9 protein-coding genes and 1 pseudogene are annotated in these 11,543 nt (G+C 67.0%); 5 read left to right on the top strand and 5 right to left on the bottom strand.

The window, feature by feature from the left end; all coding sequences use genetic code 11:
* Window positions 1–30 precede the first annotated feature (30 nt).
* The gene (gene pdeM / locus DY468_RS23375; RefSeq protein WP_349644327.1) at window positions 31–681 is read left to right on the top strand and encodes a ligase-associated DNA damage response endonuclease PdeM; all 651 of its coding nucleotides are present in this window, start codon (window positions 31–33) and stop codon (window positions 679–681) included.
* 164 nt (window positions 682–845) lie between these two features.
* Here pdeM and DY468_RS23370 read toward each other — a convergent pair whose 3' ends face one another.
* Window positions 846–1,709 carry a LysR family transcriptional regulator gene (locus tag DY468_RS23370; protein WP_164607845.1) on the bottom strand — a complete coding sequence of 288 codons (864 nt, stop codon included), beginning with the start codon at window positions 1,707–1,709 and terminating at the stop codon, window positions 846–848.
* Window positions 1,710–1,811: 102 nt separating this feature from the next.
* Here DY468_RS23370 and DY468_RS23365 point away from each other — a divergent pair, with 102 nt between their 5' ends.
* Window positions 1,812–2,732, top strand: a complete 921-nt coding sequence (locus DY468_RS23365; RefSeq protein ID WP_164607843.1) for a DMT family transporter — start codon at window positions 1,812–1,814, stop codon at window positions 2,730–2,732.
* Between the two features lie 120 nt (window positions 2,733–2,852).
* On the top strand, window positions 2,853–4,157 hold the full coding sequence (locus DY468_RS23360) for an Nramp family divalent metal transporter (RefSeq protein WP_502706242.1): 1,305 nt from the start codon (window positions 2,853–2,855) through the stop codon (window positions 4,155–4,157).
* A 171-nt stretch (window positions 4,158–4,328) separates the two neighbouring features.
* On the opposite strand, the gene DY468_RS23355 is transcribed toward DY468_RS23360, so the two are convergent.
* The 4 genes from DY468_RS23355 to DY468_RS23340 form a co-directional block, all read right to left on the bottom strand.
* Window positions 4,329–5,126: a TIGR02186 family protein gene (locus DY468_RS23355; protein WP_205512647.1), complete on the bottom strand. Its 798-nt coding sequence runs from the start codon at window positions 5,124–5,126 to the stop codon at window positions 4,329–4,331.
* Window positions 5,126–6,049 (bottom strand): sulfite exporter TauE/SafE family protein, encoded by a 924-nt coding sequence (locus DY468_RS23350; RefSeq protein WP_164607837.1) that lies wholly within the window; start codon window positions 6,047–6,049, stop codon window positions 5,126–5,128. Before DY468_RS23350 ends, DY468_RS23355 begins: the two co-directional genes overlap by 1 nt.
* Before the next feature lie 275 nt (window positions 6,050–6,324).
* The gene (locus DY468_RS23345) at window positions 6,325–9,687 is read right to left on the bottom strand and encodes a tetratricopeptide repeat protein (protein WP_164607835.1); all 3,363 of its coding nucleotides are present in this window, start codon (window positions 9,685–9,687) and stop codon (window positions 6,325–6,327) included.
* A 246-nt stretch (window positions 9,688–9,933) separates the two neighbouring features.
* A complete protein-coding gene (locus DY468_RS23340; RefSeq protein WP_164607833.1) occupies window positions 9,934–10,491 on the bottom strand; it encodes a TetR/AcrR family transcriptional regulator in 558 nt (185 codons plus the stop codon).
* 332 nt (window positions 10,492–10,823) lie between these two features.
* Between DY468_RS23340 and DY468_RS23335 the strand changes: the two genes are divergently transcribed.
* Both DY468_RS23335 and DY468_RS23330 read left to right on the top strand, forming a co-directional pair.
* Window positions 10,824–11,210, top strand: coding sequence for a nuclear transport factor 2 family protein (locus tag DY468_RS23335; protein WP_164607849.1), 387 nt, complete (start codon window positions 10,824–10,826; stop codon window positions 11,208–11,210).
* A gap of 93 nt (window positions 11,211–11,303) precedes the next feature.
* Window positions 11,304–11,543 (top strand): annotated as a pseudogene (locus DY468_RS23330) (acyl-CoA dehydrogenase N-terminal domain-containing protein); the annotation flags it as partial.

The following is an 11,543-nucleotide window of genomic DNA, read 5'->3' as shown; positions in this document are numbered from 1 at the left end:
CCGCAAGGGGGAGGGGAGCAGAGCGTCGCCATCGCCGGCGCGGCGTTTGTCGCCGATCTCTCCGGCGCGCTGTATTGGGAAGACGAGCGGATGTTGGTCGTCTCCGACCTGCATCTGGAAAAGGGCTCCAGCTTCGCGATGCGCGGGGTGCTGCTGCCGCCTTACGACACGGTGGCGACGCTCGGCCGGCTAGGGGCGGTGATCGCGCGGTTCGATCCGAAGGTGGTGATCGCGCTCGGCGACAGCTTCCATGACCGCGACGCGCATGATCGGCTGTCCGATGCCAATCGCGCGATCCTCGGCGCGCTCCAGGCGCGGCGCGACTGGATCTGGATCGCCGGCAATCACGACCCGGAGCTGCCGTGCAATCTCGGCGGCAGCGTCGCCAGCGAAGTTGCGATCGGCGCGGTCGCGTTCCGTCACGAGCCGACCGGCGCCTGCGGCGAGATTGCCGGCCATCTGCATCCCAAGGCACGGGTCAGCCGCCGCGGCCGCAGCATCGAGCGGCGCTGCTTTGCCGGCGACGGCATGCGCGTGGTGATGCCGGCATTCGGCGCCTATACGGGCGGCCTCAACATTCGCGATGCCGCGTTCGCGCGGCTGTTCGGCGGCGCCGCCTTCACCGCCCACGTCCTCGGCGACAACCGCCTCCACGTCATCGCCGCCGCGCGCTGCTGCTGATTCCAGAACTATCTACGAGTCATTCCGGGGCGCTCGCAAAGCGAGCGAACCCGGAATCTCGACGGCTGCGATGTTGGGCGAGATTCCGGGTTCGCGCTACGCGCGCCCCGGAATGACCCGCTGAGAGGTCGACACGATTGACGGGCCTCAAGCCGCAGAATGTCTCACGCCGCCTTGGCGTGAAGCTGGTCGCAGAATTCGGCCAGCGTTTCGGCAAGGCGCAACGTCGCCGGGCTGGCGTGCGGGGCGGCGATCAGCGCGAGTTCGGTGCGGTCGATCGGCGGAAAGCCGTCGCGCGCGGTCAGCTTGCGGTGATCAGCCTGGATCGAGATTTCCGACAGGATCGACAGGCCGAGCCCGGCGGCGACAGCCGCCTGAATCCCGGCGAGGTTTGCACTGCTGTACGCCATGTGCCAGCGCCGCCCGGTGGCTTCGATCGCATGGATCGCGCGGGTGCGATACAGGCAGCCGCCGGGGAAGAAGATCAGCGGCAGGCTGTCGGCCTTGGCGTTGCAGGGGTGGTTCTTGCTGTTCACCCAGTACACCCGCTCTGGCCAAACCGCGATCGCGTCGGAGCCGCCGGCTTCGCGCTTGAACAGCACGAGATCGAGATCGCCGCGGTCCAGATCGCGCTTCAGATTCAGGCTCTGGTCGGCGCGGACATCGAGCCGCAGACCGGGCCGCGCGCGCGAAAAGCTGCCGAGCAGCCGCGGCAGCCGGTACAGCGCGAAGTCTTCCGGAATCCCGAGTCGTACGGCGCCCTCGGTGCTCGGCCGGCCCACCACGTCGCGTGCCTCTTCGGCGAGTGCAAGCAGGCGCCGTGCGTAGGACAGCAGCCGCTCGCCGGCTTCGGTCGGCAGCACATCCTTGCCGCTGCGGTCGAGGAGTTGCTGGCCCAAGTCGTCCTCGAGCCGCTTGATCTGCTGACTGACGGTCGACTGAGTCCGGTGCACGCGCTCGCTGGCGCGGGTGAAGCCGCCGGCCTCCACGACCGAGACGAAGCTGCGCAGCAATTCGAGGTCGAGCATCGCGAGGGAGCCATTTGAAAATCAACTGACGTCCATCTTATCATTTAATTTCCCGATGACAACGGAAGCGCCTAGATCGGAGAGGTCTTCAGGAGGCTACCGATGTCACTCGCGCCCACCACCTCGCTCGCGACCCCCGGATTCAACTCCCGCCCGCTGCAGATCGCGCTGTTCTGCGCGCTGTGGAGCTTCGCCTTTGTGGCCGGCAAGGCTGGTGTCGCCGATTGTCCGCCGCTGATCCTGCTGGCGGGACGGTTCACGCTCGCCGGCGTGCTGATTCTCGGACTGTCCGTGCTGATGCGGGAGCACTGGAATTTGCGCCCGCGCGATGTCGCGCTGTGCGCGCTGCTCGGCATCATCAACAACGCGCTGTATCTCGGCCTCGGCTATGTCGGCCTGCAGACTGTTTCGGCCGGCATCGGCGGACTGATCGTCAGCGCCAATCCGGTGTTCACCGCGGTGCTGGCGGCGCTGGTGCTGCACGAGGCATTGACCTGGCGGAAGGTCGCCGGCCTGGTGCTGGGTGTCGCCGGGGTCGCCTTCATCGTCTGGCACCGCATCGCGATCGGCACCGAGGCGTGGCACGGCATCGGCTTCACGCTGGCTTCGCTGGCGTCGATCGTCGCCGGCACCATTTTGTTCAAGCGCCTGGCGCCGCACGGCAGCCTGTGGATCGGCAACGGCGTTCAAAATCTCGCCGCCGGCCTGGTGCTGACGCCGCTCGCGTTCTCGCTGTCGAGCGTCGGCGACATCGTGCCGAGCTGGCGGCTTGCAGGCGCCTTCGCGTTCCTGGTGCTCGGCGGTTCGATTGTCGCCTATTGGTTGTGGTTCCGACTGCTGACTCTGTACGGCGCGACCGCCGCCAGCGCCTGGCACTTCGTGATGCCGCCGCTGGCGATGCTGTTTGCCTGGCTGGTGCTCGGCGAATCGATCGACCTGCGCGATCTGCTCGGCGTGATCCCGGTCGCGATCGGCATCTATCTGGTGACCCGTCCGGCCAAGAGAGCTGTGCCGGCGGCGTGATCGGGCGGCTCGTTCCGCTACCGGAACCTGCCGGCCTCGGCTACGTTGTGGTCGAGATCGGCGAGCCGGGGATCGAGTGTGAAGAACAACGCCAAGGGCGACGCCGAACATCCCGACTTCATCACGCCTGCGAGCGGCGACGTCCCCAAGGTCCAGCGGTTCGAGAGTTTCCGGCTCCGCGGCTTCTTCAAGACGCTCGGGCCCGGCCTGATCACCGGTGCCTCCGACGACGATCCTTCCGGCATCGGCACTTACAGCCAGGCGGGGGCGCAGCTCGGCTACGGCATCAGTTGGACGATGCTGCTGACCTTCCCGCTGATGGTGGCGATTCAGGAAATCTCCGGCCGGGTCGGCCGCGTCACCGGCCACGGCATCGCCGGCAACGTCTGCCGGCACTATTCCGGCAAACTGCTGGCGGCGATCGTCGTGCTGCTGTTCACCGCCAACACCATCAACATCGCCGCCGACCTCGCCGCCATGGCCGACGCCACCAAGCTGCTGATCGGCGGCCACCCGCTGCTCTACGTCGTGGCGTTCGGCGCGATCTCGGTGCTGGCGCAGATCTTCTTCGACTACAAGCGCTACGTGGCTGTGCTGAAATGGCTGACGCTGTGCCTGTTCGCCTATGTAGGTGCGCTGGCCGTGGCGAAGGTGGACTGGCCGCAGGCCGCGGCCGGCGTGCTGATCCCGCAACTTACCTGGAGCAGCGCTTATCTCACCACCATCGTGGCGATCCTCGGCACCACGATCTCGCCCTACCTGTTCTTCTGGCAGGCCTCGCAGGAGGCCGAGGACGAGCGGATCGATCCGCACAAGAAGCCGCTGACGAAATCGCCGCAGGATGCGCCGCGGGAATTCCAGCGCATCCGCGCCGATACCATCGTCGGCATGGCGTTCTCGAATTTGATCGCGCTGGCGATCATCATCACGGCGGCTGCGACCCTGCACGCCAGCGGTCGGACCGACATCGAGACCTCGGCGCAGGCCGCCGAGGCGCTGAAGCCGATCGCCGGCCCGTTCGCCGAATGGATCTTCGCACTCGGCATCGTCGGCACCGGCCTTTTGGCGATCCCGGTGCTGGCGGGCTCGGCGGCCTATGCGGTCGGCGAGGGTCGGCGCTGGCCGGTCGGCCTGGCGCGCAAGCCGAAGCAGGCGGTGGCGTTCTACAGCGTGCTGGCGTTGTCGGCCGTGCTCGGCATCGCCATCAATTTCGCGCCGATCAACCCGATCTCGGCACTGTATTGGAGCGCGGTGATCAACGGCGTGCTCGCGGTGCCGGTGATGGTGCTATTGATGCTGATCGCCCGGCGCCGCGACGTGATGCACCGCTTCACCGTGCGCGGCCCGCTGTATTGGCTCGGCTGGCTGTCGACCGCCGCGATGGGGCTCAGCGTCGTGGCGATGGCGGTGGGGTATTTGGTGTAGGGCCGCCCCACGCCCGTCATTCCGGGGCGGTCGCGAAGCGACCGAACCCGGAATCCCGAAGCTATCAGGCCGAGAGGTTGACACGCGTGGCGCTGCCAGGTGCCCTGAAGCTCCGGATTCCGGGTTCGCGCGTTGACACGCGCGCCCCGGAATGACGAGTGTGGGGAAGGTTTAGTCGCGTCGAAACACGATCGATGCCATCCAGCCGGTCGCCAGTGCCATCAGCGCTGTGACCAGACCGTAGATGATGCCATGCTGGCGCGCTGCGGTGGCGACGAACTGTTCGAAGCCGATCTTGGCGATTTCGAACGAAGTGTCGGTCTCGGTCAGCAATTCGCCGGCGGCAAACAGCTTGATCGAGATGTCGTAGCTGCCGATCGGGACTTCGGCCGGCAGCGGAATGCCGGTGCGGAACAGCGTCGGGGTGAGGAATTTCACCGCCGCGGCGTCCTCGCGATACAGCTTGCGATCTTCCAGCAGCCGGACGAAGGCTTTGCGGAATTGGTCGTCGGCGACCACGTCCGCGTAGTCGGTGCCGATCCGCTGTGTGAGCAGCACATGGCTGATGCCGAGCTGTTGCCGCCGCCGCACTTCGAGCGGCGCGATCGCATCGGTCGGCCGGTTTGAGAACACCGCCAGATAGCTCGGCACCATCAGGAATTCGCGCGAGTCGGTGTTGATCCAGATCCCGAATTTGCGCTCCTTGCGCCGCGTCACCATGCTGGAGCGCGGGCCGAGCACGGTGATCACCAGATCGTATTTGGCGGTCTCGGTGAACGCCGGATGGTCCTTCTCGATCGCGCCGAACAGCACCAGTTCGCCGCCCGAATAGTTCGGCGTGACGGTGACGCGGGCGTTGGACACCGACACAATCAGCCGCTCGGCACGCGCCGGCGCGGCGAACGGCACGAGCAGCGCCAGCAGCGCGGCGGCGACCAGCGCGCGGAGCGAGGCGGGCCGCCGCGCCATCACGCCGGCCCCAATTCACGCAAGGTGAACAGCTCAGCGGGGCGAATGCCGAGCTCGATCGCGAAACGGATGCCGACCGCCAGCACCAGCAGGCCGAGCAGCAGCCGGAGCTGTTCGCCGCGGATGCGCTGGCCGGCACGGGCGCCGAACTGGGCGCCGGCGACGCCGCCGATCATCAGGATCAGCGCCAGCACGGCGTCGACCAGATGGCTGGTCGCGGCGTGCAGCACGGTGGCGATCAGCATCGTCACCAGGGTCAGCACCATCGAGGTGCCGACCACGGTGCTGGTCGGCACCCGCAGCAGATAGATCAGCATCGGCACCAGGATGAAGCCGCCGCCGACGCCCATCACCGCGCCGATGAAGCCGATCAGCACCCCGATCGCGATCACCGGGAGCACCGACAGATAGATCTTGGAACGCTTGAACCGCACCTTGAACGGCAGCGCGTACAGCCAATTGCGGTTGCCGGAACGGCCCGCCAGCGCGACCTCGCCGCGGTTGGTACGGCGGATGGCACGGATGCCTTCGTACACCATCAAGCCGCCGACCGCGGTCAGCAGCACCACGTAGGACACCGCGATCACCAGATCGAGCTGGCCGACCGAGCGCATCAGCACGAAGAACCAGACCCCCAGCCCGGTGCCGGCGATGCCGCCGCAGAGCAAGAAGAACGCGAGCAAAGGATCGATCGCGCGGCGTCGCCAGTACGACAGCGCACCGGAGAACGATGAGGCCGCCATGTGGCTGGTGACGGAGGCCACCGCGACCGCCGGGGCGATCCCGATGAAGATCAGCAGCGGCGTCATCAGGAAGCCGCCGCCGACACCGAACATCCCGGACACGAACCCCACCGCGGCGCCCATCGCCAGCACGAGCAGGACGTTGACGGGAATATCGGCGATCGGGAGGTAAAGCTGCACGCGCGGTTCGCTTCGGAGTTCTCGCTGGCAAAACAGCAACCTCGCCGAAGCGGCAACCGGTTCGGCGTAGAGATGCTCAATGGGTCATCGGGTGCGGATCAGTCCCGCCCGGCCGGTCATCCTCGTCGTAGGATGCAGGCCGAACGACCGTCGATCCGAACCGCACGTCCTGCATAACCGAAATTAGTTCAGGCCGGGATTCCTGAATCTGTCGCGGCCGGGATTTTTTCGTCCCGGCCGTGACGTCGCCATCCAACCGGCGAACGATGAGGGGCTCAGCGCGCGGCGCGCTTGGCGGAGCTTTGCTTGCTTGCGGCGGCGGGCTCGTCCCAACCTCCGGCCGGAGCCGCCACCTTCACCGCGGCATCGGGCTGCGGTTCGGGCGTGAAGGTCTGAACCGCCAGCTTGGCGGCCGCCAGCGATTGCGGATCGAGCCGTTTGCCGACGTCGTCGCGCTTGCGGGCGGCGTCTTCGTCGCCCTGGGCGGCGGCGAGAGTGAACCATTTGTACGATTCGGCGAGGTTCTGATCGACGCCGATACCGCGGGCATAGAGGATGCCGAGGTTGAACTGGCTGTCGGTGACGCCGCGTTCGGCGGCCTTGCGGAACCAGGCGGCGGCGGTCCGATAGTTCGCGCCCTTGCTGCCGCCGTCGGCATACAGCACCGCGAGATTGTGCATGGCCTTGGCGTTGCCGCGGTCGGCGGCGGTCGAATACAGCTTGCGCGCCATATCGAGATCTTTCTTCACGCCCAGCCCCTTCTCGTAAAGGGTGCCGATCCGGAAGATTGCCGGGGTCACGCCGGCATCCGCTGCGCGCTGATACCACTTGGCCGCTTCGTCGTAATTCACCGGCACGCCCTTGCCCTCGGCATAGCGGAGGGCAACCTCGTAGGCTGCCGCGGCGTCGCCCTTGAGAGCGGCTTTGCGCAGCACCGGCCCGCCGATCGCGTCGGGCAAGCGCTCGGTTGACGGGATCGCGATGGTGCCGAATGTCTGCGGCACGCTCGGCGATGACGACGGGATCGTGCCGGTAATGTCGTTGGCGGCGGCGGTCCCTGCGGGCGCGGCCTGCGGTGCAGCCGGCGGCGTTGCCGGCGTCGGCGGGTACAGCGACTGCCGTTCGACCGGCGTCGGCGAGATCATCGACGGTGGCGGCGCAACCGGGGCGACCGCCGGCGGCGCGGCGGGTTCGGTCGGGTCGTCGTCGGTTTCGTCCTCAGGCGCGAGCTGTTTCTCGGGCGCCGAGGCCGGCGCCGACTTCGGCGCGCCGACGCTGGCGACGGGCGGAGCTTCGCCGCTGTCGAACAGCTTCATCGCCATGTGGAAGCTGGACAATACGATCACCACGACGCTGGCGCCGACCAGCAGCGATTTCACCTTGGAGCCGAGCGGCGAGCCCGGCGTGCTGCCGTCCGGATCAGGCTTGTCGCCGTCGTTCTTCGGTTTGCTGGGCTTGCCGGGCTTGCCGGGTTTCGTCTTGGCGTTGCCGGATCCGGCGGATGCGGCGGCCTGCGCGGCGCGGCGCGCCGCGGCGATGAAGCTGGTCGCATTGGCCGGTTCGGGCTGCGCCGGCGCGATGTCGCTCAGCGCGCTTTCGGACGCGGCGATCCGCTCGGACGGCGACACGCGGCCCGGCGGCTTGGTGCCGGGTTCGAGCGGATGATCCGGCGGCAACGCCGGTTCGCGCCGCGGCGGTTGCGGCGCGGCGATTACCGGCTCGACCTTGGCGGGCGGCTGCGGGCCGGCGGCCGGTTCGTGCAGATCGTGGAAAGCGCGCGGAGCGCGGGCCGGTGCGACCGGGGGCGGCTCGGCGGCGGCTTTGGCCGAACTGAATTCGCGCGGGGCTGCCGCGAACGGCTCGGCGGCCGGATTGGCCATCTGCGGCTGCGTCTGGATCGGCGTAACCACCGGCTCGGCCGGAGTGGGTGCGATCGGGGCTGCGGCGAGGAAAGCCGGCTTGGCGGGCTCCGGGGCCGGCGGTGGCACCAGCGGCGGGGCGGCACGGGCCGCACGCAGATCGCCTTCGATCATCGCCAGGCGGTCGACGACGTGGCCGAGGGTGTTGTGCACCGCCTCGAGCGAATCCTGGGTGTGGCGATCGGTCTCCGACTGGCTGAAGCGCATGTCGGAGAGTTCGCGCTTGATGGTGTCGACGAAGCTCGGATCGAACGCCAGCGCCGGATTGCGGTCGGTTTCGGCCAGCAGCGAAAACTGCGACTGCTGGCGCTCCAGCATCCGCAGAATGTCCTGCAGGCCTTCCTCGACCCGGCCGAGATTGGCGCTGCTGCCGCGCTGCTCGGTCGCGGCTTCCATCCGCTCCAGCAGATGCGCGACGCGCTGTTCGAGATGCGCGAACGCCGACCGATCGTCGTTGCCGATCGGCAGATGGTCGATCCGCTCCGACAGCGCGCGCACCGCGTTTTCGAGCTGCTCGGTGGATTCGCTGGGCGCCGGGCGCTCGCGGCTTTCCAGCGCCGCGGTCAGCGCCGAGATGCGTTGCTCCAGCGCGGCGAACGAGATGCTGTGGCTGTCGGCCTGGGCCAGTTGCTCGATCTTCTCGCCGAGCGTGTGGACGTTGGCGCTGAGCTGCGTCAGCGCTTCGTTGGAGGCGACGTTGGAGACGATGCCGCGCAGCGCGCCGATGGCGTTTTCGAGTTGCTGCACGGTGCCGGGATCGTCGGCATTGCGGACGATCATATCGATCTTGCCGCCGAGATTGCGGATCGCCTCGTCGAATCCGGCGAGCTGTTCGGCCGGTGTCAGCGAGCGCAGCGCGCCATGGATCTCGCCGAGCGCGCGTTCGATGCCGGCGATGGCCTCGCTGTCGCTGCCATTGGCGCGGCTCTCGTTGAGCCGCTGCGCCAGCGAGCGGATCTCGCCTTCCAGCGACTCGATCGCCTTGCGCGGCATCGCTTCGGTAATGGTCTGGCGGATCTCGGCAAGATCGGCGCGGAACGCCGCGATCGATTGCTCGACCTTGTCCGAGCGCTGCAGCGCGTCGATCTGGCTGGTGATCTTGTGGAGCTGCTGCTCCAGGCTGTTGAAGTCCGGCCCTGCCGGCGGGCTCATGGCCGGCGCGATCGGCGGTGCAAACGATGCCGGCTGTCGCGGCATCCGGCTGGCCGCGGCGTCGAGCTCACTCTGCCGGGCCGCGATTTCGGCGACGGCCTTGTCGAGCGCGTTGGGGTCGAGCGTCGGGGAGGGATACACATGCGCGGCGGCGCGTTCGACGCGGTCGGTCGGCGTCTGCGGCGGCACCGCGGCGGACGCGGCCGGACGCTCCGTCTGCTTCGGCTCGGTGATCCGCGCCAGGCGGGCGTCGAGCCGTGAAATCGCGTCGTTGAGCTGGCGGGCGACCGGCGGCTCGCTGCGCGCGGGCGCGCGGGACATCCGATCGATCTGGTGGGCGATGGCGTCGAGCCGTTGATGGATTTCAGCGACTTCGCTGGCGCTGCGCTCCGGCATCGCCGGACGGCCGGCGACGTGCGAGTGACCGGCGGCCGGCTGCTGCGCAGTTTCGCCGAGCTGAGCATTGATCCAGTCGGTGAGCGACATCCCGGCGCGCTTCGCGGCAGCCTCGGCCTTCTCGCGCACTGACGGCTCGATTTCCTCGATACTCCACGACACGCGATTCATGCTCTTGTCCGCACCCGAGCCGGCCCATGGCCGCGCCTGCAAACATTCCGCGTTCCGTGCCAGCGAACATCGACACGACGCGGGAGTCTGCTCCTGGGTCGACTTTTTCCCGTTAGAGTAAATAGCGGGTTAAGGATCTGGCCGGTCGGCAGAGAAACTTAACCATAGAGGCGAAAGTTCGCGTTTTCCCTGCGGTTTTCCGAGCGTCGCACGCTGCTGGAGCGCCGAATGTTACCGCCGGGCTCGCTATCCGCCCGCGCGAGTAAACAGGGCGCTCAGGTCGTCGATATCGGATTCGGTGACCGCGTTCAGCGAGGGGTTCATCACTGCGGTCTGGCCGATATAGGCCCAGTACAGGAACTCGGCCCGTGGCCGAGCCCGGCGGCTCTCGACCCCGGCCTCGATCATCAGTTTGGAGAGATACTCGACCCGCCGGGCATCGACCGAGGCGACCATTTGGGCGGCGGCCGGATCGGTCGCGGCCAGTTCGCGGATCGCGCGGTCGAGGCTCCGGTCCTCGTTGAAGGCGAGCTTCATCAGGTGAGTGAGTCGGGCCGGCCCGACGATCGCGGTGTCGATCTCGCGGAAAACCTGCTCGGTCACACGTTCCTTCCACAGCTGCAGGAGCTGGGTGCGGAAGTCGGTCGCGTCCTTGAAGTGCCAGTAGAAGCTGCCGCGCGACACCTCCAGGCCGGCCGCGAGATCGCCGACTTTGAGCGCATTGGCGCCGTGGCGGGCGAGCGTGCGCAGGCCGTGGGCGAGCCAATCCGCGCGTGTCAGCCGGTCTTTGGTATCCGAATCCATAGTGGCACCATACACGCGTGTATTGACACGGCCAAGCCACGCGATTAGATGCCATTCAGAGATGTATGGAGATGATCCGGCAGGCTGCGGTTCTGTGGCCGCTGGAAATCATCACATCGGAGGAGCGCTCGTGCACGCCATGTTGGTCCAGCGACCGATGGTCGATCTGTTCCGATCCGTCATCCCGGTATTTCGCGAAGATTTGCAGACCTGTCGGCGCATCTGCGCGCCGCGGCGTCATAGCGCTTGATGTCACGGCTGATGATGGTCGAACATCCGCTCCGCCTTGCGTCTTCGTCGCCTTCTTGTCTCGCCAATCCGGAGAACTGCTAATGGCCTTGAACGGGCTCGACGCTTGGTATGCCTTCATGAAGTCCCACGATGCAGCGGCGCTGTGGGGTCTGCTGCATCCCGATGCGGTGTTCGAAAGCCCGGTGGTTCACACCCCGCAGGTCGGTCGCGACATTGTGTTCAAGTATCTGAAGGGCGCCGAGAAGGTGCTGGGCGGACCGGGCTTCACCTATGTGGGCGAATGGCGCAGCCATAACGGCGCGGTGCTCGAATTCGAGAACGTGATCGAGGGCATCAAGATCAACGGCGTCGATATCATTACATTCGCCGACGACGGGCGTATTACCCACTTCAAGGTCATGGTAAGACCCCTGAAGGCGATCAACCTGCTGCATCGTTTGATGGGAGAACAGCTGGCGAAGCAATAAGCGCGCCGGCGACTGGTCGAATTCATCACGCCGTCGTCTGAAGTTGGTTCAGGCGGCGCATACTTCACACCTGATCCCGATCGAGAGACCCTCATGACGATCTACAAGGCCCCGGTTGAAGAAGTCGGCTTCCTTCTCAACGACGTTTTTCAGTTCGATCGCTACAACAATCTGCCCGGGTTCGCCGATGCCGCTGCCGACGTGCGCGATGCAATCATCAACGAAGCGGCGCGGCTGAGTGAAGAGGTGCTGCACCCGCTCAACGCGGTCGGCGATCACGAAGGCTGCAAGCGCAACGACGACGGCAGCGTCACCACGCCGAAGGGCTTCAAG

The organism is Rhodopseudomonas sp. BR0M22 (genome assembly GCF_010907035.1).
In the GTDB taxonomy this organism is placed as follows: Bacteria; Pseudomonadota; Alphaproteobacteria; order Rhizobiales; family Xanthobacteraceae; genus Rhodopseudomonas.
Note: the sequence above shows the minus strand (reverse complement) of the source record. Positions and strands in the feature narration are given on the sequence as shown.

What these genes read in the sequence shown, in the direction of transcription:
- DY468_RS23365 (WP_164607843.1), top strand. Translation starts at nt 1,812, where the DNA reads ATGTCACTCGCGCCCACCACCTCGCTCGCGACCCCCGGATTCAACTCC.
- DY468_RS23355 (WP_205512647.1), bottom strand. Translation starts at nt 5,126, where the DNA reads ATGGCGCGGCGGCCCGCCTCGCTCCGCGCGCTGGTCGCCGCCGCGCTG.
- DY468_RS23345 (WP_164607835.1), bottom strand. Translation starts at nt 9,687, where the DNA reads ATGAATCGCGTGTCGTGGAGTATCGAGGAAATCGAGCCGTCAGTGCGC.
- DY468_RS23340 (WP_164607833.1), bottom strand. Translation starts at nt 10,491, where the DNA reads ATGGATTCGGATACCAAAGACCGGCTGACACGCGCGGATTGGCTCGCC.
- DY468_RS23335 (WP_164607849.1), top strand. Translation starts at nt 10,824, where the DNA reads ATGGCCTTGAACGGGCTCGACGCTTGGTATGCCTTCATGAAGTCCCAC.
- DY468_RS23370 (WP_164607845.1), bottom strand. Translation starts at nt 1,709, where the DNA reads ATGCTCGACCTCGAATTGCTGCGCAGCTTCGTCTCGGTCGTGGAGGCC.